At 74.2% G+C, this 23,230-nt stretch carries 22 protein-coding genes and 1 riboswitch; of the genes, 8 read left to right on the top strand and 14 right to left on the bottom strand.

What is annotated here, in order from left to right; all coding sequences use genetic code 11:
* Positions 1-86: 86 nt before the first annotated feature.
* Positions 87-1,811, bottom strand: coding sequence for a LuxR family transcriptional regulator AbsR2 (locus tag IE294_RS24900; protein ID WP_189889649.1), 1,725 nt, complete (start codon positions 1,809-1,811; stop codon positions 87-89).
* Between the two features lie 94 nt (positions 1,812-1,905).
* On the opposite strand from IE294_RS24900, the gene absR1 reads away from it, so the two are divergent.
* Positions 1,906-2,991, top strand: coding sequence for a beta-glucuronidase AbsR1 (gene absR1 / locus IE294_RS24895; protein WP_189889647.1), 1,086 nt, complete (start codon positions 1,906-1,908; stop codon positions 2,989-2,991).
* Positions 2,992-3,050: 59 nt separating this feature from the next.
* Here the strand turns inward: absR1 and IE294_RS24890 are convergent, their stop codons facing one another.
* The 10 genes from IE294_RS24890 to IE294_RS49075 form a co-directional block, all read right to left on the bottom strand.
* Positions 3,051-4,157 (bottom strand): LLM class flavin-dependent oxidoreductase, encoded by a 1,107-nt coding sequence (locus IE294_RS24890; RefSeq protein ID WP_189889645.1) that lies wholly within the window; start codon positions 4,155-4,157, stop codon positions 3,051-3,053.
* Positions 4,154-5,554, bottom strand: a complete 1,401-nt coding sequence (locus IE294_RS24885; RefSeq protein ID WP_189889643.1) for an NtaA/DmoA family FMN-dependent monooxygenase — start codon at positions 5,552-5,554, stop codon at positions 4,154-4,156. The genes IE294_RS24890 and IE294_RS24885 overlap by 4 nt, the downstream gene beginning before the upstream one ends.
* 26 nt (positions 5,555-5,580) lie before the next feature.
* Positions 5,581-6,783 (bottom strand): LLM class flavin-dependent oxidoreductase, encoded by a 1,203-nt coding sequence (locus IE294_RS24880; RefSeq protein ID WP_189889641.1) that lies wholly within the window; start codon positions 6,781-6,783, stop codon positions 5,581-5,583.
* A gap of 130 nt (positions 6,784-6,913) precedes the next feature.
* Positions 6,914-7,027 carry a putative leader peptide gene (locus IE294_RS49755; RefSeq protein ID WP_359834900.1) on the bottom strand — a complete coding sequence of 38 codons (114 nt, stop codon included), beginning with the start codon at positions 7,025-7,027 and terminating at the stop codon, positions 6,914-6,916.
* A gap of 14 nt (positions 7,028-7,041) precedes the next feature.
* On the bottom strand, positions 7,042-7,851 hold the full coding sequence (locus tag IE294_RS24875; RefSeq protein WP_189889639.1) for a GNAT family N-acetyltransferase: 810 nt from the start codon (positions 7,849-7,851) through the stop codon (positions 7,042-7,044).
* 47 nt (positions 7,852-7,898) lie between these two features.
* Positions 7,899-8,918 carry an ABC transporter substrate-binding protein gene (locus IE294_RS24870; protein WP_189889637.1) on the bottom strand — a complete coding sequence of 340 codons (1,020 nt, stop codon included), beginning with the start codon at positions 8,916-8,918 and terminating at the stop codon, positions 7,899-7,901.
* A 115-nt stretch (positions 8,919-9,033) separates the two neighbouring features.
* The gene (locus IE294_RS24865; protein ID WP_189889635.1) at positions 9,034-9,825 is read right to left on the bottom strand and encodes an amino acid ABC transporter ATP-binding protein; all 792 of its coding nucleotides are present in this window, start codon (positions 9,823-9,825) and stop codon (positions 9,034-9,036) included.
* Entirely contained in the window at positions 9,822-10,805 is a 984-nt protein-coding gene (locus IE294_RS24860) for an amino acid ABC transporter permease (protein WP_189889633.1), read from the bottom strand. Before IE294_RS24860 ends, IE294_RS24865 begins: the two co-directional genes overlap by 4 nt.
* Before the next feature lie 353 nt (positions 10,806-11,158).
* Positions 11,159-11,269, bottom strand: a riboswitch (SAM riboswitch).
* Positions 11,270-11,346: 77 nt separating this feature from the next.
* Entirely contained in the window at positions 11,347-12,234 is an 888-nt protein-coding gene (locus IE294_RS24855) for a glutathione S-transferase C-terminal domain-containing protein (protein WP_189889631.1), read from the bottom strand.
* Positions 12,235-12,316: 82 nt separating this feature from the next.
* On the bottom strand, positions 12,317-12,439 hold the full coding sequence (locus IE294_RS49075; RefSeq protein ID WP_268252808.1) for a putative leader peptide: 123 nt from the start codon (positions 12,437-12,439) through the stop codon (positions 12,317-12,319).
* Positions 12,440-12,579: 140 nt separating this feature from the next.
* On the opposite strand from IE294_RS49075, the gene IE294_RS24850 reads away from it, so the two are divergent.
* From IE294_RS24850 to IE294_RS24820, 7 genes are all read left to right on the top strand, one after another.
* Positions 12,580-13,740, top strand: a complete 1,161-nt coding sequence (locus IE294_RS24850) for an NAD(P)/FAD-dependent oxidoreductase (protein ID WP_189889629.1) — start codon at positions 12,580-12,582, stop codon at positions 13,738-13,740.
* On the top strand, positions 13,737-14,039 hold the full coding sequence (locus tag IE294_RS24845; protein ID WP_189889627.1) for a (2Fe-2S)-binding protein: 303 nt from the start codon (positions 13,737-13,739) through the stop codon (positions 14,037-14,039). Before IE294_RS24850 ends, IE294_RS24845 begins: the two co-directional genes overlap by 4 nt.
* Complete coding sequence (locus IE294_RS24840; RefSeq protein WP_189889625.1) at positions 14,032-15,429, top strand: FAD-dependent oxidoreductase; 1,398 nt, start codon at positions 14,032-14,034, stop codon at positions 15,427-15,429. Before IE294_RS24845 ends, IE294_RS24840 begins: the two co-directional genes overlap by 8 nt.
* Positions 15,430-15,508: 79 nt before the next feature.
* Complete coding sequence (locus IE294_RS24835) at positions 15,509-16,405, top strand: dihydrodipicolinate synthase family protein (protein WP_189889624.1); 897 nt, start codon at positions 15,509-15,511, stop codon at positions 16,403-16,405.
* A 13-nt stretch (positions 16,406-16,418) separates the two neighbouring features.
* A complete protein-coding gene (locus IE294_RS24830; RefSeq protein ID WP_189889622.1) occupies positions 16,419-17,420 on the top strand; it encodes a proline racemase family protein in 1,002 nt (333 codons plus the stop codon).
* A 32-nt stretch (positions 17,421-17,452) separates the two neighbouring features.
* Positions 17,453-18,139: a GntR family transcriptional regulator gene (locus IE294_RS24825; RefSeq protein ID WP_229917328.1), complete on the top strand. Its 687-nt coding sequence runs from the start codon at positions 17,453-17,455 to the stop codon at positions 18,137-18,139.
* Positions 18,140-18,317: 178 nt separating this feature from the next.
* The gene (locus tag IE294_RS24820; RefSeq protein ID WP_189889618.1) at positions 18,318-19,751 is read left to right on the top strand and encodes an amino acid permease; all 1,434 of its coding nucleotides are present in this window, start codon (positions 18,318-18,320) and stop codon (positions 19,749-19,751) included.
* 21 nt (positions 19,752-19,772) lie between these two features.
* Here IE294_RS24820 and IE294_RS24815 read toward each other — a convergent pair whose 3' ends face one another.
* From IE294_RS24815 to IE294_RS47810, 3 genes are read right to left on the bottom strand one after another with little or no spacing between them, the layout of a single operon-like run.
* On the bottom strand, positions 19,773-20,987 hold the full coding sequence (locus IE294_RS24815; RefSeq protein ID WP_189889617.1) for a sensor histidine kinase: 1,215 nt from the start codon (positions 20,985-20,987) through the stop codon (positions 19,773-19,775).
* A 34-nt stretch (positions 20,988-21,021) separates the two neighbouring features.
* Positions 21,022-22,776, bottom strand: coding sequence for a sodium/solute symporter (locus tag IE294_RS24810; RefSeq protein ID WP_189889615.1), 1,755 nt, complete (start codon positions 22,774-22,776; stop codon positions 21,022-21,024).
* A 49-nt stretch (positions 22,777-22,825) separates the two neighbouring features.
* Positions 22,826-23,227 (bottom strand): hypothetical protein, encoded by a 402-nt coding sequence (locus IE294_RS47810; RefSeq protein WP_229917327.1) that lies wholly within the window; start codon positions 23,225-23,227, stop codon positions 22,826-22,828.
* Positions 23,228-23,230: the final 3 nt, after the last annotated feature.

The following is a 23,230-nucleotide window of genomic DNA, read 5'->3' as shown; positions in this document are numbered from 1 at the left end:
CGTGACGGACCCGGCCCGGCCGACGGCGCCGCCGTACCCGCCCACACCGACCGCGGCCCCGGGACGGCCCGGAGGACCGGTCGGCCCTAGGCCGTCTGCCTCTCCGGTACGTCCGCCAGCCAGGGCAACGCCCCCCGGTCCCCCGTGCCGAGCCTGGTGTACGCGCTGTACAGGTGGTTGCCGACCGTCCGCACGGACAGGGTCAGCCGCTCGGCGATCTCCCGGTTGCTCAGCCCCGCCGCGGCCAGCGTGACGATCTGCCGCTGCCGGGCGGTGAGTTCGCCGAGGACCAGCCCGGCCAGCGCGGGTGTGCGCGCCCCCTGGCAGCGGCGGGCCAGCGCCACGGCCCGGGTACGGGACAGCCGGGCGGCCCGGGGATCACGGTGGACCCGTACCGCCTGCGCGTGCGCCTCCGCCGCGTACAGCAGGAACCCCCGCTCGGCCAGCGCCTGCGCCGCCCGGTCCAGCGCGGCCCCGTCGCCGCGCGCCAGCGCGTCCGCGTGCCGGGCGAACACGCTGCCGGCCGGCAGCCGCCCGACCGCCCGCCCGGGCTCGCCGAGGCGTACGGCGGCGTAGAGCGCGTGGACGCCGTCCGGCTCGGTCACCTCATCCGGCGTCCCTTCGGCCAGCGCGAGTTCCCTCAGGCACCCGCCGTCCGACGGGGTCTCCCGCAGCCCCTCCCGGGCCCACGCCGCCGCCTCCCGCAGCTCGCCCCGCAGGCGCGCGAACCGGGCGCGGACCTCGGCGTACCCGGCCGGCAGCGGGCCGCCCTCCGCGACCAGCCACTCCCCCGCCGGCGTCGGCACCGGCCGTACGTCGAGCCGGTCCATCCGGCGGACCAGGGTGCGCTGTTCGGCGTCGAGCGCGGGGCCGTGCGCGAAGGGCGCGCGGGCCAGCCGACGGGCCCGCAGCCGGCCGGCCGTGGCGCGCAGGGCGGCGCCGTGCAGGGGGTGGGCGAGGGTGACGGCGCCCTGGTCGTCGACGTCGATCAGGCCGTCCGCCTCCAGGCGTTCGAGGACGTCCAGGTCCAGCTCGTCCACGGGCAGCGGCAGGGGCTCGGCGAACGCGAGGCGTTCCAGGGCGTCGCGTTCGCCGGGGCCGGACCGCTCCAGGGCGGGGGCCAGCCGCTCACGGACGGCCGGGGTGACCGGCAGCGGGCCGCGCCAGGCCCGTTCCCCGGTGTCCGGGACGGGCGTCAGCCGGCCGGACCCGGTGAGCGCGGTCACCAGGTCGCGCAGCAGCCGCAGATCCCCCCGGCACGCCTGGTGCAGCCGGCGCACGGTGAGCGGTTCCAGGCCGGCGCCGGCGAGCAGTTGGGCGGTGTCCTCGGGGGACAGCGGGTCGAGGGCCAGCCGGGGCAGCAGTTCCCCGGTCCACAGCCGGGACACCGCGCCGGGCGCGGGCGGGCCGTCCGCCGCGGCCACGACCAGGCGGGTGCGGCCCTGCACGGCGAGCTGGTGGACCAGGGCGGCGGAGGTCTCGTCCAGCAGCTGGGCGTCGTCCACGACCAGGAGCCGTACCCCGGACAGCGCGCGGACCGCGCGGTGCAGCGAGACGGTGTCGGGGAGCAGGTGCGCGAAGGCCGCGAGGGGCAGGTCCCGGGCCTCGGGCGTGCCGGTCACCCGGGCGTGGTCCGTGCCCCGGACCGCCTCCGTGATCAGCCGGGTCTTGCCGCGGCCCGCCGGGCCGGTCACCACGATGCCGGGCCGGCCGGCGGTCAGGGCGCCGCGCACCAGCTCCAGTTCGCCGGCCCGGCCGGTGAACGGCCAGGGCAGCTCCAGGGTCTTCGCGTCCTGTTCGTAAGTCCTCACATCATGCTGAGCGCGCGTACTCAGGTTTGATACAGGGCGACTTGAGTAGCCCCCGACTCAGGCGTGCGGCCGGTGCGGCGGGCAGGCTGGCCGCATGACCCGACGCCTCTGCTCGCTTCCGCGGCAGTCGGCCCCGTCGTTCGCACCGGGGTTGACCGCCGAGCGGCTGGGCGCGCTGCTCGCCGGGCGGCGGATGTGGGTCAACGGCACGGTCCTGCACTACTGCTTCCTGGACGCCCGCACGGATGCCTCGGTCGTACCGGTGCCCGGGACGGGGGAGCTGCGCCGGGTGCCGTGGGCGGGCGGCGAGGAGCAGCGGGACGTGGTCCGCGGGTGCTTCGCCGAGTGGCAGGACCTCGGCATCGGCGTCGCGTTCGCCGAGGTCGGCGACCGGCACGAGGCGGAGCTGCGGATCGGGTTCCAGGCCGGTGCGGGGTCCTGGTCGGCGGTCGGCCGGGAGGCGCTGTCGGTGGGCCGGGGGGAGCGCACCATGAACCTCGGCTGGGACGTGACCGCGCCCGGGGAGCGCGGGACCGTCCTGCACCAGATCGGGCACGCGCTCGGCATGGTGCACGAGCACCAGAGTCCGTTCGCCGGGCTGCACTGGGACGACGAGGCCGTCTACGCCGAACTGGCGGGCCCGCCGAACTTCTGGAGCCGGGAGACGACGTACACGAACGTGCTGCGCCCGCTGGACGCCTGTGAGGCGGGCGGCTCGGTGTGGGATCCGCAGTCGGTGATGACGCTGCCGTTCGGGCCGGGGCTGGTGCTGGAGCCGGAGCAGTACCGCGGGGGGCTGCGTCCGCCCGGCGCTCCCTCCCCGGCCGACAAGGAGTTCGTGCTCCGCTGGTACCCGCCCGCCGCTCCGGGCGGGCCGGCCGGACTGGTGCCGTTCCGGTCCGCGCCGCTCGGGCTGGGGCCGGGCGAGCAGGCCGACTTCACCGTCGAGCCGCCGGAGACCCGCGAGTACACCGTGGGCACCTTCGGGGACGCCGACACCGTGCTGGTGGTCTTCGAGCAGCGCGACGGGGAACCGCGCTTCCTCGCGGGTCACGACGACGGCGGCGCGCCGGACAACGCCGCCGTCCGGGTCCGGTTCGTCAAGGGCCGCCGCTATGTCGTCCGGGTCCGCCTGTACTCCACGTGGGGGTCGGGGGAGACGGCCGTCATGTGCTGGTGACGGCACACGGACGACACAGAGCCACTGTCCGGCACCGGGGGAACGGGCGTGGACGTCACCTACGGGGGAGGTGACGTCCACGCCCACGCCGGTGTCCGTGCCGTGCCGGCGGGCAGGACCGGTGCCCAGGCGAACGGCGGGTCCGGGATCTCCCGGCGCAGCGTCGGCGCGACGGCCGACTGGAACAGTTCCAGCGAGGCGCGGTGCCGGGCGGCGGGCAGGCCGCCGGCGTCCGCGGTCACGTGCAGCACGGTGTGCCCCAGCCGCTCGTGGTAGCGGTGCACCTTGTCGATGACCTGCTCGGGGCTGCCGATCAGCGCCGAGCCGCGCGCCACGAAGTCCTCCAGGGTCTCGAAGACCACGGGCAGGCCCGCCGACCGCTGGAAGGCCAGGTTGCTCTCGAAGACCGGGCGGTACGCCGTCAGCGCCTCCTGCGAGGTGCGGGCGACGCACAGTCCGGCCGAGCCGGCGCCCACCGCGAGGGCCGCCGGGTCGTGGCCGTAGTGCTCCCAGCGTTCCCGGTAGTGACGGACCAGTTCGGCGTACGGCTCCACGGGATGGGTGACGTTCGCCGAGAACAGCGGGTCGCCGTAGCGGGCGGCGAGGTCCACGGACTCCTTGCTGGTGGCGCTGCCGTGCCAGACGCGGACCGGCCGCTGGTACGGCCGCGGCCACGCCTCGGCGTCCTTCAGCGGTGGCCGGAACCGGGTGTCGGCGGTCACCCGGTCCTGCCGCCACAGCCGCCGGAACACCTCGTAGCTCTCGGCGTTGCGGTCCCACTGGTCCTCGGGGGTGACGTGGAACAGCTCGCGCTGCGCGGTGCCGTTGCCCTTGCCGATGATCAGGTCGAGGCGCCCCTCGGAGAGGTGGTCCAGGGTGGCGTAGTCCTCGTAGGCCCGGACCGGGTCGAGCAGGCTGAGCGTGGTGACGGCGGTGAAGAGCCGGATGCGGCGGGTGAGCGCGGCGACATGGCTGAGCACGACGGTCGGCGCGGAGGAGAGGAACGGCCGTTCGTGCCGCTCCCCCACGCCGAATCCGTCGAAGCCCAGCTCCTCCGCCAGCACCGCGTTGTCCAGCACCTCGCGGAACCGCTCGTGCGCCGGCCCCAGGACTCCGGTGACCGGGTCCGGCCGGTGCGCGATCAGGGTGATGGCGAGGAACTTCACGACGCGGCCCGCGCGGGCGAGGCACTGGTGCGGCTGCCGGCCTCGGCGTCGGCATCGGGGTGGGCGAGGCCGAGGTGGTCGCGCAGGGTCGTGCCCTCGTAGTCGGCGCGGAAGACGCCCTGTTCCTGGAGCAGCGGGACCACCTTGTCGGCGAACGGGTCGAGCCCGCCGGGGGTGATGTGCGGGACGAGGATGAAGCCGTCGGAGGCGTCGGCCTGCACGAAGTCGTTGATGGTCCGCGCGACGGTCCGAGGGGAGCCGATGAACGTCTGCCGGTTGCCGGTGTTGATGACCAGGTCGCGGATGGACCACCTGTTGGCCTCGGCGAGCTGCCGCCACTCGCGGGCGACGGCCACCGGGTCCCGGTACATCCGTACCTGGGCGCGGCCCCGGGAGATGTGGTCCTCGCTCACCACCGGGTCCACCTCGGGCAGCGGGCCCTCCGGGTCGTACGCCGACAGGTCCCGGTTCCACACGAACTCCAGGTGCTTGATGGCGGTGGCTCCGCTGACCTGCTGCCGGCGCACCTCCCGGGCGAGTTCGGCGGCCTCCTGGTCGGTGTCGCCGAGGACGAAGGTCGCGGCGGGCAGGATGAGGAGCTGGTCGGGGCGGCGGCCGTACGCGGCGAGGCGGGACTTGACGTCGGTGTAGAAGGCCTGGCCCTCCTTCAGCGTGGAGTACCGGCTGAAGATCGCGTCCGCGCCGGCGGCGGCGAACTCGCGGCCCTCGTCGGAGTCGCCCGCCTGGAAGACGACCGGGCGGCCCTGCGGGGAGCGCGGGACGTTGAACCGGCCGTGGATGTCGAAGTGCTGTCCCTGGTGCACGAAGGCACCGGCCTTGGCGTCCCGGAGGAAGGTCCCGGTGACCTGGTCGGCGATGATCTCGTCACCGCGCCAGGAGTCGAACAGTTCGTGCGCGGTGGCGAGGAACTCCTTGGCGCGGGAGTAGCGCTCCTCCTGCGGGAGGAAGCCGCCGCGCCGGAAGTTCTCGCCGGTGAAGGCGTCCCAGGAGGTGACCACGTTCCACGCGGACCGGCCGCCGGAGAGGTGGTCCAGGCTCGCGAACTGGCGGGCCACCTCGTACGGCTCGTTGAACGTGGAGTTGATGGTGCCGGTCAGGCCGAGCCGGTCGGTGACGGCGGCCAGCGCGGCCAGCACGGTGAAGGTGTCGGGGCGGCCGACCACGTCCAGGTCGTAGATCCGGCCGCCCTGCTCGCGCAGCCGGAGTCCCTCGGCGAGGAACAGGAAGTCGAACTTGGCGCGTTCGGCGGTCCGCGCGAAGTGGACGAAGGAGCTGAACTCGATGTGGCTGCCGGCGGCCGGGTCGCTCCACACGGTCGTGTTGTTGACGCCGGGGAAGTGCGCGGCCAGGTGGATCTGCTTCAGCGGCTTGCTCATGGCGGTACGGTCGTCCTCTCCGGCGTTCAGGCTGCTGCGTAGCGGTTGGCGGGGCGGGCGAGGCCGAGGAGGCCGCGCAGGGTGCCGGCCTCGTAGGCGTCCCGGAAGCGGCGGCGGCGCCGCAGCTCGGGTACCAGGTCCTGGGTGATCCGGGGCAGGTCGTGACCGGCGACCGCGGGCCGCAGCCGGAACCCGGTCAGCCCGCCCGCCGCCAGCTCCTCCAGCAGATCGGCGAGTTCGGCGGCCGTGCCGGTGAAGATCCGGGCGTCGCTGGTGTACGGCTCGCCCGCGAGGGTGTCGAGGCGGTCGCGGCGGGCCTCGGCCCCGGCCCGGCTGTCGTCCAGGAAGACGTCGAGGTCCCCGAAGACGTGCAGCGTCTCGCTCGCCCGGCCCGCCGCCTGCTGCTCGGCGCGGATCTCGGTGACGATCTCCCGGGCCTGGTCCGCGTCGTGCGGGGTGACGTAGCCGACGTCGGCCTGACGGGCCACGAGCCGGTACGGGACGGTCTGGTGGGCGAGGGCGGTGACCAGGGGCTGGCCCTGCGGCGGGCGGGGCGTGATGGACGGCCCCTTGACGCTGAACCAGCGGCCCTCGAAGTCGATGTAGTGCAGCTTGTCCCGGTCGATGAAGCGGCCGGTCGCCGCGTCGCGGATCTCCGCGTCGTCCTCCCAGCTGTCCCAGAGCCTGCGGACCACTTCCACGTAGTCGGCGGCCTCGTCGAACAGGTCGGTGATCGTCGCCTGCGCGTCCGGGGCGTCGAAGCCGTCGATCCGGGGGATGGTGCGCCGGCCGAAGTGCGCGGCCTCGTCCGGGCGGAAGTCGGTCCGCACGCGCAGGCCCGCGCGTCCGGTGCTGACGTAGTCGAGGGTGGCGATCGCCTTGGAGATGTGGAACGGCTCGGTGTGCGTGGCGACCACGGTCGGGACCATGCCTATGTGCCGGGTGACCGGGGCGACGCGGGAGGCGATGAGGACCGCGTCGAGCCGACCGCGGACCTGGTCGGTGCGCTCGTCGGATGTGAGGATCCGGGAGGACTGCGGGCCGAGGCCGTCCTCGATGGTGACGAAGTCGAGCAGGCCGCGTTCGGCCTCGGTGATCAGGTCGGTCCAGTAGCCGGCGGTGAACAGGTCGTGGGGGCGGGCGACCGGCTCGCGCCAGGACGCCGGGTGCCATCCGGTGCCGTCCAGGGCGACGGCGAGGTGCAGGGGTGCGGCAGGAGCTGAGGACACGTCGGTGCCTTCCTTGATGTCCGTACGAGAACGCAGGGCTCGCGTGGCCGGCGGCGGCCGGGCGGGCGGCGTCGGCCACGGGCGGGCGCGGCGGGAGGAGCCCCGGGCCGGGGCGGGGGCCGGGAAGGGGTCAGTGGCGACAGAGCGCGGCGGACACGCGCTGGAGGTCTATGTGCGGCCGGGAGTGCAGACGGACGGACCGGTACGGGTGCGGGGCGCGCGGCGGGCGGGCCCGCGGGGGCACTCGGGTCACGGCCGTCACCTCCGTCCGTCGGGCTCGGCGGGCCGGGTCGGCGTCCGCCTGGCGGATCTCGTCGTGACGTCCAACGTCCGGCCGGCGCCGGTTGTTCCCGGGCTGCGCAGATGCGTGATGCGGGAGCGGCGGCGCAGGGTGAACCCGATCGACTCGTAGAGCCGGATCGCGGGCGTGTTGTCGGCGGCGGCGTGCAGGAACGGGGTGTCCCCGCGGTCCCGGATGCCGGCCGCGACCGCGCGCACCAGCCGGGTGGCCAGTCCCCGGCCGCGGTACGCGGGGTCGGTGCACACGGCGCTGATCTCGGTCCAGCCGGGCGGCCGCAGCCTCTCCCCCGCCATGGCGACGAGCCTGCCTCGGTGCCGGATGCCGAGGTAGGTGCCCATCTCGACGGTCCGGCTCAGGAACGGGCCCGGCCGGGTGCGGGCCACCAGATCGAGGATCTCGGGAACGTCGTCGGCTCCCAGGCGGACCGCCCGCGGGTCCGGCTCGGCCCGCAGCGCGGTGTCCACGAGCTGGACTCCGGTGCCCTCGCCGAGCACCTCCCAGCCGTCGGGAACCCGCTCGACCGGCTTGACCCGTACGGGGTTTCCCGGACCGACGAGCGTGTGCAGGTCGGCCCAGGCCGCCGGGTCCGCCGGGTCGGCGAGCGCCGCGAAGGCGTAGGTCTCCGGCCGGTAGCGGGCCGCGCGGCCGTACCGGTCGGCGAGATGGGCGTGCGGGCCGGTGAGGGCGGCCCAGACGGCGTTGTCCAGGACGGGGTCGGCGGGCAGGAGCGGGGCCGCGCCTGGGCGGACGTCGGTCGGGTGGGCCACGGAAGCGATCCCCTCTGTTGACTCCATGTCGGTGGAGCGACGTCCCGTCAGGAGTTGTCCAGCGGCAGCCCGGGCGGGTTGACCTCCGACTTCGCCACGGACTCGTTGGAGAGGCCGTAGGCGGCCAGCCACTTGCCGTACTGCCCGTGCTCGATCAGGTGGTTCAGGGCGTCGGCGAGCGGCTTGGCGAGTCCGCTGTCCTTCTTGGCGGTCGCGGCGATCAGGCCCTGGAGCGTCTCGCCGGCACCGGAGAAGGTGCCCGCGTTGCGGGTGGCGTTGGGGGTGTTCGCGGTCTGCCGGGCACGGTAGGCGACCGCGGGGTTGGGACCGAGGAAGGCGTCGATCTTTCCGCTGCTCAGCGCCAGGTTGGTGGCGTTCTGGTCCGGGAAGTACTTGACGGTGAGCTTCTTGCCCTCCTTGGCCAGCCTGGCCTTCCACTCCAGGAGGATCTTCTCCTGGTTGGTGCCGGCGCCCACGCTGACCGTCTTGCCGGCGAGGTTCTCGTAGTCGCCGTCGAAGTTCCAGGAGTTCTTCTTCAGCACCTCGAAGGCCAGGTTGTCCTTGCGGTAGGAGGCGAACTCGTACTTCCGCTTGCGTTCCTCGGTGACGGTGACGTTGGAGAACGCCACGTCGACCTTGCCGCTGTCGACGCCGACGAAGAGGTTCTCCCAGGTGGAGTTCCTGATCTCGGGCTTCAGGCCGAGGACCGCGGCCACCAGGCGGCCGAGGTCGGGCTCGGAGCCGGTGAGGGTCTTCTGGTCGCTGCCCACGAAGTTCAGCGGCGCGGAGCCCGAGGGCAGGGCTCCGACGCCGATGACGAGCTTGCCGCTCCTGCGCACGGAGGCGGGCAGTTCGGCGCTGATGGACTTCACTTCGGAGACCTTGAGCGCGGTCTCCTCGGCGGCTCCGTTGGACAGCCGCCCCACGGTCACCGTGCCGGTGGCGTCGGTCTTGGTGACGGCCTCGCTGTCACCTCCGCAGGCGGCGAGCCCGGTGGCGAGGGTGGCGACGGCGGTCGCCGCGGTGATGCCGCGGAACACGGCGCGTCGGGAGAGGTGGCTGGGCATGGCGTGGCTGTCCTTGTCTCGCTGATGAGGGCGGTGAGCGACGGGAGTGCGGTGGGGGGTGGTGGTCATGGAGGGCCTGAGCGGCAGAGCCGGAGCACCCTGCCGGGCGGCGCGGTCAGAGCACCTTGCCGAGGAATTCCCGGGTCCGTGCGTGCCGGGGCCGGTCCAGCACCTCGCCGGGCGGGCCCTGTTCGACGATCCGGCCGCCGTCGATGAAGACGACCCGGTCGGCGACCTCGCGGGCGAAGCCGATCTCGTGGGTGACGATGACGAGGGTGGTGCCGCTGGTGGCCAGGTCCTTGATGACGGCCAGCACCTCGCCGACGAGTTCGGGGTCGAGCGCCGAGGTCGGCTCGTCGAAGAGGATGATCCCGGGCCGCAGGGCGAGGGCGCGGGCGATGGCGACGCGCTGCTGCTGGCCGCCGGACAGCTGCCGCGGGTAGGCGCCGGTCTTGTCGCCGAGGCCGACGCGGTCGAGGAGTTCCCGGGCGAGTTCCTGCGCCGCCGCCCTGGTCAGCCCGCCGGTGGCGGCGGGGGCCGCGGCGACGTTCTCCAGGACGGTCAGGTGCGGGAAGAGGTTGAAGTTCTGGAAGACGAAGCCGATCCGGCTGCGCTGGGCGAGGATGGCGCGCTCGCTGAGTTCCCTGAGCCGGTCCCCGTGCCGCCTCACCCCGATCAGCTCGCCGCCCACGCTGACGTGGCCGATCTCGGGCTTCTCCAGGTGGTTGACGACCCTGAGCAGCGTGGACTTGCCGGAGCCGGACGGTCCGAGGATCACCGTGACCTCGCCGGGGCGGACGGTCAGGTCGATGCCGTCGAGGACGCGGTGGGAGCCGTACCACTTGTGGACGCCGTGCACTTCGAGCGCGGCGGGGGCGGCCTTCGGCAGGGTCTGCGCGGTGGTCATACGGCGGCCTCCCGGCTCAGCCGGGCCCGCAGGCCGGCGAGGACGGCCCGGGCCTTCTGCAAGGGGGTCGGCGGCAGGGTGCGGGTGGCGCCCCGGGCGTAGTACCGCTCGACGTAGAACTGGACGACGGACACGGCGCTGGTGAGGATCAGGTACCAGACGGTGGCGACCATCAGCAGCGGCACGACGTCACCGGGGTAGGTGCTGCCCATCGACTGCACCGTGCCGAACAGGTCGAGCAGCGACACGTAGAAGACCAGGGACGTGCTCTTGATGAGGCCGATGAGCTGGTTGACGTAGTTCGGGGTGATGGACCTGAGGGCCTGCGGGAAGACGATCCTGCGGAACTGGTAGCCCCGGGGCAGGCCGAGCGCGGCGGCGGCCTCGTGCTGTCCCTGGTCCACGGAGAGGATGCCGCCGCGGACCACCTCGGCCGCGTACGCCGCCTCGTTGAGGCTGAGGCCGATGACGGCGATCGTCATGTCCGTGGCCAGCCGGGACTCGTCGAAGGTGACGAAGGCGGGTCCGAACGGCACGCCGAGGCTCAACGTCTTGTACAGGGCACTGAAGTTGTAGAGGAAGATCAGTACGACGATGAGCGGTACGGAGCGGAACAGCCAGGTGTAGGTCCAGCTGACCGCGCGCAGAACCGGGCTCCCGGAGAGCCGGGCGAGTGCCAGCAGGATGCCGCCGAGGAGCCCCAGGACGGCGCTGAGCGCGGCGACTTCGAGGGTGACGAGGAGGCCGTCGAGGACGGTGGGGCGCAGGAACCAGTAGCGGAAGCGGTCCCACTGGTAGAAGGGGTTCGTGACCAGTCCGTGCAGGATCTGCGCGACGAGTACGAGGACGGCGGCGGTGACGATCCACCGGCCGGGCCGGCGCAGCGGCTGGACCGGCTGGGCGGACAGGGGTTTTGACGGTGTGTCGGCGGGGGCCGGCGCCTCGGCTAGGGAGACGGCGGCGCCTGCGGGTTCACTCATGGCGGGCTCCGGCGGAGTCGGTCACCCCGGGGCCGCGCGGGAGCGGAGGTGGGCCACGACGGCACTGGGGCACGAGGCGGCGCACTAACAGGCGCGGAACCGGGGGCTGGGCGGACAACGGCACACCGGACGGACGGTGTGCGGCGGGAACGCGGGGGCTGGGAGGAGACGTCAGCCCTGACAGCGGGCAGAGCCCGGTGCGGTACACAGTGCGCTGTTCACGCGGAGCAGATCGACGGCGCGGTCGGCGACGAGGAGACCGGCGTACGACGGTACGCAGCCCTGGGGGCGGCTCGCGGCCGTCCTGGGAGCTGCGTACATGGCGTCACCTGTCACTGTTCCGGCCCCGTGGGGCCTCGCGCTTACCGAAAACGTCATCCGGTCCGGTCGTCACCTGGGGCACCCCACCGCGGTGCGAGGGTTGCCGGTCAGCGAGCCAGGGCTTGGCGCTGACGCTCATGACCGTTCTGAGCCGTAAGTAAGGCAGTTGCCCGTTCGAATGTCAACGGCCGTCCGCCCAGTGGACCTCGGCGGCCCGCTCTCACCTGCGCGAAGCGTCCGGGGCATCCGCGGCGTGGCCTGCCCAGTCCAGGATCTGGACAGCGGCTCCGGCGGCCTCCAGGCCCTGGCAGCGACCGTGGTGGCGGCGGGCGATGCCGTCGAGGTCGAGGTGGCGGCCGAAGGCGGGGTGGGCGGCCAGGCGGCGGGCGTAGGCCCACAGGGCGTGGTGGCCGACGATGCGGTGCACGGCGGAGGCGTCGAGGTGGCAGCGGTGGACGGTGTCGAGTTGCACGAGGGTGACCCACAGCTCGATGTCGGCGGCGGTGAGCCGGTCGTCGGCCAGGTACTCCGCGCCGCTCAGCCGCCGCTCCAGCCGGCCCAGGGTGTCCAGCAGCACGTCGAGGGCGGCGGCCCGTTCGGCGGGGTCGGCACCGGCGCGGCCGGCGCCCTGCGCGGCCTCCTCGATGCCCTCGGCGCACATCCGCTCGACGGCCTCGATCACGGACTCCAGGCCGGAGGGGTACAGGCGGGCGTCGCCGCCCGGCCGGAACCGGTCCAGGTCGCGCAGGATGTCGGGGGTGTGGGTGCTGACGATGCGTCCGGACCAGTCGTCGCTGAGCACGGGCGCGAGCGCCGGGCCGGTGTAGTGGTGGGCGCTCGCCTCGTAGAGCGGGCGGAGCACGGCGTGGCCGCCGCCGGGACAGTCCGGGACAGCGGGCAGGAGGGTGACGGGACAGCGGTCGTCCAGGCCGAGCAGGCTGTGGCCGACGGCGAGGCGCAGCCCGTCGGGGCAGGCGGTCGACAGATGGAGCCGGTAGCGGTGCGGCACGGCGTAGTGGCCGCTGCGCGCGTCCCGGCCGATCCGGCCTCGGAAGACGGGCGCGGTACCGCGGGTGGACGGGACGGCGGCGAGCGGAGTGATGGACATGCGTCTCCCCGGGTGGTGGGTGTGCGAAGGGGCGCGCCGGCACGGGCGTGACCGGTCGGTGGGGGCGGAGGGGCGGCCCGGCTCAGCGGTGGCGGCTGATCGCGCTGCACACGCGCTGGAGGTCGATGTGGCGACGGGAGGTGAGCAGGGGGGCGCACAAGGGCGTCCGGCCGGTCCGGCCGGTGCCCGTTGCGCGGCGCGTCATGATTCCCTACCTGTTCACTAGGATTCCCTCCCTGGAGTGTCGATCGGGCTCCGTACGACGTCAAGGGGGCGTCCACGCCTGGGGATCGAGGTCGGCGCCGGGTACTCCTCAGGGAGAGAAACATGTGACATAGTACTGGCGTGGCGAAGCTACTGACCTGCGATGTCGTGGTCGTCGGGGCCGGAATGACGGGCGCGGCCTGTGCCCTGTACGCCGCGCGCGCCGGACTCGACGTACGACTGGTGGACCGGGGCCCGGTGGCCGGCGGTACCACCGGAGCCGGCGAGGGCAACCTCCTCGTCTCCGACAAGGAGCCGGGCCCGGAACTCGAACTCGCGCTGCTGTCGGCCCGGTTGTGGGCCGAGCTGGCGGGGGAACTGGGCGCCGCGATCGAGTACGAACCCAAGGGCGGCCTCGTGGTCGCCTCCACGCCCGGCGCCCTGACCGCCCTGCGGGACTTCGCCGCGGACCAGCGGACCGCCGGCGTCACCGCCGTACCGGTCGACGCCGACCAGGTCGCCGAGCTGGAGCCGCACGTGGCGCCCGGCATGGCGGGCGCGGTGCACTACCCGCAGGACGCCCAGGTCATGCCCGCGCTGGCGGCCGCACACCTGGTCCGCGCCTCCGGCGCCGCCCTGCACACCGGCCGTACGGTGACCGGGGTGCTGCGCACCGCGCGGGGAGCCGTCCGCGGCGTCCGCACCGACCGGGGCGACATCCACGCACCGGCGGTGGTGAACGCGGCCGGCACCTGGGGCGGCGACCTCGCCTCGCTCGCCGGCGTCCGGCTGCCGGTGCTCCCCCGGCGCGGCTTCGTACTGGTCACCGAGCCGCTGCCGCGCATGGTCCGGCACAAGGTGTACGCGGCGGACTACGTGGCCGACGTGGCCAGCGACTCGGCCGCGCTGCGCAGCTCACCGGTCGTGGAGGGCACGGCCGCCGGTCCGGTGCTGATCGGCGCCACCCGGGAACGGGTCGGCTTCGACCGGTCGTTGTCGCTGACCGCGATGCGGGCGCTCGCCGCCGGGGCGATCGGGCTGTTCCCGTTCCTGCGAGGGGTCCGCGCGCTGCGCACGTACGCGGGCTTCCGGCCGTACCTGCCGGACCATCTGCCGGCGATCGGGCCCGATCCGCGGGTGCCCGGCCTGTTCCACGCCTGCGGGCACGAGGGCGCCGGCATCGGACTGGCCCCCGGCACCGGGCGGTTGATCGCGCGGACGCTCACCGGGAAGGCGCCGGAGCTGGACCTCACGCCGTTCCGGCCGGAGCGGTTCGACACCGAGGGAGGCGACGTCCAGTGAATCCGAGGGAGTTGACCCGGGCCCGGCCGGGTCCCGCCCACACCGTGACCTTCGACGGCCGGCCCCTGGAGGCGCTGCCGGGCCAGACGGTCGCGGCGGTGCTGTGGGCGGCGGGCGTGACGTCCTGGCGCAGCACACGGGACGCCGGGCGGCCCCGCGGGGTGTTCTGCGGGATCGGGGTGTGCTTCGACTGCCTGGTCACCGTCAACGGCCGCCCCAACCAACGGGCCTGCCTGGTTCCGGTGCGCCCGGGAGACGACATCCGCACGCAGGAGGGGACGGGCCGGGACGATGACTGAACGACCGCGCCTCGCCGTCGTCGGCGCGGGCCCGGCCGGGCTCGCCGCGGCGCTGGCGGCGGCAGCACGGGGCGTCCAGGTGACCCTGGTCGACGCCGCCGACCGGGCCGGCGGACAGTTCTACCGGCAGCCCGCCGCCGCCCTCGGCGCCCGCCGGCCGCAGGCCCTGCACCACCAGTGGCGCACCTGGGAGCGGCTGCGGGACGGCCTGGACCGGCACCGCACGGCCGGCCGGATCACCCATCTGACCGACCATCACGTCTGGTGCGTCGTACGGGACTCCGCCTCCGCAGCGTTCGCCGTGCACGCCCTGCTCGGCCCCGCCCAGGAGGACGGCGTCACCGTGCACGCCGACGCGGTGCTGCTCGCCACCGGCGCCTACGAGCGGGTGCTGCCCTTCCCCGGCTGGACGCTGCCCGGCGTCGTCACGGCGGGCGGGGCGCAGGCCATGCTCAAGGGCGGTCTGGTGCTGCCCGGCCGCAGGGTGGTGGTGGCCGGGACCGGACCGCTGCTGCTGCCGGTGGCCGCCGGGCTCGCCGCGGCCGGCGCGCGGGTCGCCGCGCTGGTGGAGTCCGCCGGTCCCGGCGCGCTGCTGCGCCGGGCGCCGGCCCTGGCCGCACAGCCCGGCAAACTCGCCGAGGGCGCCGGCTACGCGGCCCGGCTGGGGCGGCACGGCGTGCGCACCCTGGCCCGGCACACCGTCGTGGCGGCGCACGGCACCGACCGGCTGGAGGCGGTGACGGTGGCCGCGCTGGACCGGGACGGACGCCCGCGGCCCGGCAGCGCCCGGCGCATCCCCTGCGACACCCTGGCCGTGGGCCACGGCATGCTGCCGCACACCGACCTCGCCGAGACCCTCGGCTGCACCCTGTCCGGCACCGCCGTACGGGTCGACGCCGAACAGCGCACCGACGTGCCGGGCGTCTGGGCCGCCGGGGAGGCCACCGGCGTCGGCGGCGCGGCGCTCGCGCTCGCCGAGGGGCACATCGCCGGGCGCTCGGCCGCCGCCCGGCTGCGCGGCACCGCCCCCGACCCGGGCGGCTGGGGCGCCGCCGCCCGGACCCGCACCCGGCTGCGCGCGTTCGCCACGGCCCTGGACGCGGTGTACGCCCCGCCGGCGGGCTGGGCGGACCGGGTCCGGGACGAGACGGTGGTGTGCCGCTGCGAGGAGGTCACCGCCGGGGAGGTGCGCGGGGCCGTCGACTCGCTCGGCGCGGGAGACCTGCGCACGGTGAAGCTGCTCACCCGGGCCGGGATGGGCTGGTGCCAGGGGCGGATGTGCGCGCCCGCGGTGGCGGGCCTGGCCGGCTGCCCGCTCACCGCCGGACGGCGGCCGTTCGCCCGGCCGGTACCGCTCGGCGTCCTGGCCGCCCTGCCGGAGACGGAGTGAGGCCGCGGCAGGTCCCATCCCGAACCGGCCTTCTGAACCGCTCAGTAATATGTCACACCCCATTGAATGAGGGATCACCATGAGCAACTCTGAGCACCGCCCCTGGCGCGGCATCCTCGTCGCCACCGCCCTCCCGCTGCGCGCCGACCTCTCGGTCGACCACGACCGCTACGCCGAGCACTGCGCCTGGCTCGTCGCGAACGGCTGCGACGGCGTCGTGCCGAACGGCTCGCTCGGCGAGTACCAGGTGCTCACCCCCGAGGAGCGCGCCCGGGTGGTGGAGACCGCCGTGGCCGCGATCGGCGGGGAGCGGGTGATGCCGGGCGTCGCCGCGTACGGCTCGGCCGAGGCCCGCCGCTGGGCCGAGCGGGCGGCCGAGGCCGGCTGCGCGTCGGTGATGCTGCTGCCGCCCAACGCCTACCGCGCCGACGAGCGCTCCGTCCTCGCCCACTACGCGGAGGTCGCGAAGGCGGGCCTGCCGGTGGTGGCGTACAACAACCCGATCGACACGAAGGTCGACCTGGTGCCCGAACTCCTCGCCCGGCTGCACGGCGAGGGGCTCGTCCACGCGGTCAAGGAGTTCTCCGGTGATGTCCGCCGCGCCTACCGCATCGCCGAACTCGCCCCGGAGCTCGACCTGTTGATCGGCGCCGACGACGTGCTGCTGGAGCTGGCGGTGGCCGGCGCCAAGGGCTGGGTGGCCGGCTATCCGAACGCGCTGCCGCGCGCGTCGGCGGAGCTGTACCGGGCCGCGCTGGCCGGTGACCTGACCACCGCGCTCCCCCTGTACCGGCAACTGCACCCGCTGCTGCGCTGGGACTCGAAGACGGAGTTCGTCCAGGCGATCAAGCTCTCCATGGACGTCGTCGGGCGGTACGGCGGCCCGGTGCGCCCGCCGCGCGTGCCGCTGCTCCCCGAGCAGGAGGCCGCGGTCCGTGCGGCCACCGAGAAGGCCGTCGCCGCCGGCCTGGCGTGAGAGGAACCGGACCATGCGCAGCAAGCTCGTCCTGCACGCCGTCGACTCGCACACCGAGGGCATGCCGACCCGCGTGATCACCGGCGGGATCGGCACCATCCCGGGGGCGACCATGAACGAACGGCGGCTGTGGTTCCGCGAACACCGCGACGACGTCAAACAGCTGCTGATGAACGAGCCGCGCGGACACGCCGCGATGAGCGGCGCGATCCTTCAGCCGCCGACCCGCCCCGACTGCGACTGGGGCGTGGTCTACATCGAGGTCTCCGGCTATCTGCCGATGTGCGGGCACGGCACGATCGGCGTGGCGACCGTGCTGGTCGAGACCGGCATGGTGGAGGTCACGGAACCGGTGACCACGATCCGGCTCGACACCCCGGCGGGGGTCGTGGTCGCCGAGGTCGCGGTGGAGGACGGCGCCGCGCGGAACGTGACGCTGAGGAACGTGCCGTCGTTCGCCGTCGCCCTGGACCGCGAGATCACCCTCCCGGACGGCCGTACCGTCACCTACGACCTGGCCTACGGCGGCAACTTCTACGCGATCCTGCCGCTCGACGCCTTCGGGCTGCCCTTCGACCGCGCCCGCAAGGACGACATCCTCACGGCCGGCCTGTCCCTGATGGACGCGATCAACGCGGAGGCGGAGCCGGTGCATCCGGAGGACCCCTCGATCCGGGGCTGTCACCACGTCCACCTCCACGCGCCCGGCGCCACGGCCCGGCACTCCCGGCACGCCATGGTCATCCACCCCGGCTGGTTCGACCGGTCCCCGTGCGGCACGGGGACCAGCGCGCGCATGGCGCAACTGCACGCGCGCGGCGAACTCCCGCTGCACACCGAGTTCGTGAACGAGTCGTTCATCGGCACCCGGTTCACCGGCCGGCTGCTGGGGACCGCGGAGGTCGGCGGGGTCCCGGCCGTGCTGCCCAGCTTCACCGGCCGCGCGTGGATCACGGGGACCGCGCAGTACCTGCTGGACCCGGCCGATCCGTTCCCGGAAGGGTTCGTCCTGTAGCGTCCTCTACACTCACCCCGGTGATGCGTGACATGGCACAGAACACCCAGGGCGACCAGATGCCCGCGCTGCCCCGGCTCGGCGGCCGGCGGAGCAGCTACCGCGAGCGGGTCGCGGACGCCCTGCGCGCCGCGCTGATCGCGGGCGAGCTGCGGCCGGGCGAGGTGTACTCGGCGCCCTCGCTGGCCGCCCGGTTCGGCGTCTCGGCCACCCCGGTGCGGGAGGCGATGCTCGACCTGGCCAAGGAGGGCCTGGTCGACACCGTGCCCAACAAGGGCTTCCGGGTCACCGCCGTCTCCGACAGGCAGCTGGACGAGTACACGCACATCCGGGCGCTCGTCGAGATCCCCACCGTGGTGGACCTGGCCCGCACGGCCGACCGCGTCTCCCTGGAGGCGCTGCGCCCGGCGGCCCGGGAGATCGTCACCGCCGCGGTGGCGGGCGACCTGATCGCCTACGTCGAGGCCGACACCCGCTTCCACCTCGGGCTGCTCGCCCTGGCGGGCAACTCCCACCTGGTCGAGGTCGTCGCCGACCTGCGCAAACGCTCTCGTCTGTACGGCCTGACCGCGCTGGTGGAGGCGGGCCGGCTGCTCGCCTCCGCCGAGGAGCACCTGGAGCTGCTGGACGCCCTGCTGGAGCGCGACGAGAAGGCCGTGCACACGATCATGACCCGGCACCTGGGGCATGTGCGCAGCCTGTGGGCGGCGACGGACTGATCGGCGTGCGGCGCGGGACATCTCACGGCCGGGGATCCGCGCCGCGACGGTTTTTGCACGATCCGGCACCCCGCACGGAACAAAAATCGGTGATTTTGCGCCACATCGGCACATCCCCGACCATGGGACGCGTCCCGGTGATCCCGGGAACACCAGTTCCATGAGAGGCGCACCACCCATGCACAACACCGGAACCGTCCCGCAGTCGGCTCCGGCCCCCGCGGAGATCCCCGCGGAGACCCCCACGGCTCCCGTCGAGGACCCGCACGGCGACACCGGCAGGCATGCCCGCCGGTTCGGCCTGCCCGTCGCCACCGCCCTGGTCATGGGCAACATCATCGGCGGCGGCATCTTCCTGCTCCCCGCCTCCATCGCCCCCTACGGCACGGTCAGCCTGGTGGCCTTCGGGGTGCTGACCGTCGGCGCCATCGCGCTGGCCCTGGTCTTCGGCCGGCTCGCCGCGCGCGACCCGCGCACCGGCGGCCCCTACGTCTACGCCCGCGAGGCGTTCGGCGACTTCGCGGGCTTCCTCGCGGCCTGGTCGTACTGGATCACCACCTGGGTGTCGAACGCCGCGCTCGCCGTGGCCGCCGTCGGCTACCTCGACGTGCTGATCCCGGTGAACCAGCACCGCTGGACCGCCTGCCTGGCCGCGCTGGTCCTCCAGTGGCTGCCCGCCCTCGCCAACTTCGCGGGCACCCGGTACGTGGGTGCCGTGCAACTGGTGTCCACGGTGCTGAAGTTCGTGCCGCTGCTGCTCGTCGCGGTCGGCGGGCTGTTCTTCTTCGACCCCGACCGGCTCGGCCCGTTCAACTCCAGCGGCCAGGGCGCGATCGGCGCGGTGTCGGCCTCCGCCGCCCTGCTCCTCTTCTCCTACCTCGGGGTGGAGTCCGCCGCCGTCAGCGCGGGCGAGGTCAGGAACGCCCGCCGCAACGTGGGGCGGGCCACCGTGATCGGCACCGCGGGGGCGGCGCTGGTGTACCTGCTGGGCACGCTGTCGGTGTTCGGCACGGTCGCGCACGACCGCCTGGTGACCTCCACCGCGCCGTTCTCGGACGCCGTGAACACGATGTTCGGCGGCAGCTGGGGCGGTACGGCCGTGGCGCTCGCCGCCCTCGTGTCGATGACCGGCTGCCTCAACGGCTGGACCCTGCTGAGCGCCCAGACACCGTACGCGGCGGCCCGCGACGGGCTGTTCCCGAGCGCCTTCACGCGCCGGCGGCGGGGCGTGCCCACGGTCGGGGTGGGCGTGACGGTCGTCCTCGCCTCGCTGCTCACCGTCTACAACTACTTCTCGGGCTCGGGCAAGGTCTTCGAGGTCCTGGTCCTGGTCACCACGTTCACCGCGACCGTGCCGTACCTGCTGGCCGCCGCCGCGCAGATCTTCCACCTCGTGTCCGGCCGTCCCGAGGCCGTCGACCGGGCCCGGCTGGTGCGGGACTGCGTGGTCACCGCGGTGGCCGCCGCCTTCTCGGTCTGGCTGATGGCGGGCGCCGGCTACGCGGCGGTCTACCAGGGCGTGCTGTTCCTGTTCGCCGGGATCATCGTCTACGCGGTGATGGCCGCGCGACGGCAGCGCAAGCGGACGATGCCCTCGGCGACCGGACGCTGACGTACCGGCCGGCCGGTCCCCTCAGGCGCCGCCGGACGCCGTGCGCGGGGGCGTGCTGTGTACTCCCGGCCGGTACTTGGGGATGCGGATCGTGATCTTCATGCCGGCTCCGACGCCGGTCTCGATCACCAGCCCGTGGTCGTCGCCGTAGACCTGCCGCAGCCGCTCGTCCACGTTACGCAGCCCGATGCCCGTCGGGCTGCCCTCGCCGCGCAGGATCCGGCGCAGCCGCTCCGGTTCCATGCCGACCCCGTTGTCCTCGATGACGATCCGGGCCAGCGCCCCCTCGTCCAGCGCGGTGATGCTGATCCGGCTGCGCTCGACGCTCTCCTCCAGCCCGTGCTTGACGGCGTTCTCCACCAGCGGCTGGAGGCACAGGAAGGGCACGGTCACGGGCAGCACCTCGGGGGCGATCTGGAGGGTCACGCGCAGCCGCTGCCCGAACCGGGCGCGGACCAGTTCCAGGAACTGCTCGATGGAGCGCAGCTCCTCGGCCAGGGTGGTGAACTCGCCGTGCCGGCGGAAGGAGTAGCGGGTGAAGTCGGCGAACTCCAGGAGGAGTTCGCGTGCCCGCTCGGGGTCGGTGCGGACGAACGAGGCGATCGCCGCCAGGGAGTTGTAGATGAAGTGCGGGGAGATCTGCGCGCGCAGCGCCCGGATCTCCGCCTCGATCAGTCCCGTGCGGGCCCGGTCCAGCTCGGCGAGTTCGAGCTGGACGGAGATCCAGCGCGCCACCTCCTCGGCGGCCCGCAGGAGGGACGCCGACTCCCGGACGCCGAGCACGACGAGGGCGCCGAGCACCCGCCGGTCGACGGTGAGCGGCACGGCCGCGCCCCAGCGCACGGGACAGTCCGGGTCCGGGCAGCCGACGGCGAAGGTCTGGGCGCGGCCGGTGTCGAGCACCTGACGGACCCGGTCCAGGACGGTGTCCTCGTGGTGCCGGCCCGGCCCGTCCCAGGCCAGCGGCCGGTCCCGGTCGGTGAGGCCGAGCGCGGCCGTGCCGAACAGCGGCCGGAGTCGTCGTACCGCCTTGCGGGCCGCGTCCTCGGTGAGTCCGGCGCGCAGCGGGGGCGCGGCCTCCGAAGCGGTGTGCAGGGTGTGGAAGGTGGCGCGTTCCACGGGGGTGCCGGGGTCCGTCCCGCCTTCGGCGGCGCGGCGGGCCAGCAGGCGTCCGGCGGCGAGACCCCCGGCGAACAGCAGCGGGGCCCCGGCGGCGAGGAGGGCGAACTGGTTCACGCGCGGGCCCCCTCGGCCGCGGGCCGGTGGGTCGTCATGGGGTGGTCACTCCTCGGCGGGTGGGGGGCGCGCCCTGGCCGGCGGGGCGTTCGGGCAGGTGGAGGCGGGCCATGGCGGCCTCGGTGCCGGCCGGGATCCGGTCCCGGGTGGCCATGGAGACCAGGAGCATGGTCAGGAAGCCGAGCGGTACGGACCACACGGCCGGCCAGGCGAGCAGGGTGTGCGCCCAGCCGTCGGTCAGGGGCCCGGCGATGGTCAGGGCGACCGCGACGAGGGCGCTGCCGCCGCCGGTGAGCAGCCCCGCGACGGCGCCGGGCGCGGTGAGGCCGCGCCACCAGATGCCGAGCACCAGCAGCGGGCAGAAGGAGGAGGCGGCCACCGCGAAGGCGAGGCCCACGGCGTTGGCGACGGGGAGGTTGCCGGCGGCCACGCTCACCGTGACGGGCACCGCGACCGCCAGGAGCGTCGCCAGCCGGAAGTGGCGGACGCCGAGCGAGGGCAGTACGTCCTGGCTGAGCACGCCGGCGACGGACAGGGTGAGCCCGGAGGCGGTGGACAGGAAGGCGGCGCAGGCGCCGGCGGCGATCAGCGCGCCGAGCAGGTCGCCGCCCGGCCCGCCGACGAGGCGTTCCGGCAGGACGAGCACGGCGGCGTCCGTGGTGCCGGTGAGCAGCAGGTCGGGGGCGTAGATGCGGCCGAGCAGGCCGTAGAGGGGCGGCAGCAGGTAGAAGCCGCCGACCAGGGCGAGCACGATCACGGTGGTGCGCCGGGCGGCGCGGCCGTCGGGGTTGGTGTAGAAGCGGACGAGGACGTGGGGTAGCCCCATGGTGCCGAGGAAGGTGGCGAAGATCAGCCCGTACGTCGTGTAGAGCGGGTGATCGTCCTTGCCGCCCGACAGGGGCGCCGCCCAGCTGGAGGCTCCGGTGCGCCGTCCGTCGTCGGACGCGCGCTCGGGCACCGGGGTGTCCGGCGGGAACCGGAGGGTCGTGCCGGCCCGGACCTCGTGCACCCCGGGGTCGAGCAGCAGGCGGCCGTTGTCGTAGCCCTGTCCGTCCACGGCGCCGGTCGCGACGGCCCGCAGCGGCGTCTCGATCCGGATGCGGACGGTGGTCTCGACGGTGACCTGGGTGTGCCGGCGGAAGGTCGGCGGTTCGTCCAGGGCGCCGGCGGGGCGCGGGTCGCCGTGCCAGGCGAGCACCAGGAAGATCGCGGGCACGAGCAGGGCGGTCAGTTTCAGGCAGTACTGGAAGGCCTGGACGAAGGTGATGCTGCGCATGCCGCCGGCGGCCACGGCCAGGGTGACGACGACGGCGACGAGCACCCCGCCGAGCCAGCGCGGTGCGCCGGTGACCAGGCCGAGGGTGAGGCCCGCGCCCTGGAGCTGGGGCAGCAGGTAGAGCCAGCCGACGCCGACGACGAGCACGCTGGCGACGCGCCGGGCGGCCCTCGACTCCAGCCGCGCGTCGGCGAAGTCGGGCAGGGTGTACGCCCCGGAGCGGCGCAGCGGGGCGGCGACGAACACGAGCAGCACGAGGTAGCCGGCGGCGTAGCCGACGGGGAACCAGAGCATCTCGACGCCCTCGGCGGCGACGAGTCCGGCGATGCCGAGGAAGGAGGCCGCCGACAGGTACTCGCCGCTGATGGCCATGGCGTTGAGGTACGGCGGAACGGTACGGGAGGCGACGTAGAAGTCGGAGGTGGTGCGGGAGATGCGCAGCCCTGTCGAGCCGATCACCAGGGTCGCGACGACCGCCGCCGACACGGCCACGATGCCGTACGTCTGGTTCACCGGGCGGCCCCCGCGCGGCCGGGCCGGTGGTGCGGAGCGTCGGTCACCGTCAGACCCTTTCGGCGAGGTCCGCGGTGTCCCGTTCGTTGCGTTCGGCGCGTACGACGTACCAGCGGCCGATGACGACGAGCGCCGGGTAGACGGCGACGCCGAGGACGGCCCACACGACCAGGGCGCTGCCCGGCCGGGCCCCCGTGTCCGGCCGGGCCGTGAGGACGAGGGGCAGTGGCCCGAGGAGGACGACGAGCAGACCGAACGCGAGGAGGCCGAGCCGGAGTTGACGGCGTATCAGGGCGCGAAGCGCGAGGGATTCGACGGCCGGGCCCTCCTCACCGGCCCGGACGGCACCGGGGCGGGCGTGACCTTGGCCTCCATGGCCCCCGTGGTCCACGCGGGCCGCACGCGGAGTCCCCGTGACCACTTCACGTCGAGGAGTCCCAGGAGCACCCATGCC

Origin of the sequence: Streptomyces canarius, assembly GCF_014650735.1 — a bacterium.
Lineage (GTDB): Bacteria > Actinomycetota > Actinomycetes > Streptomycetales > Streptomycetaceae > Streptomyces > Streptomyces olivaceoviridis.
The sequence above is the reverse complement of the archived record's forward strand: the minus strand, read 5'-3'. Positions and strand labels throughout refer to the sequence as shown.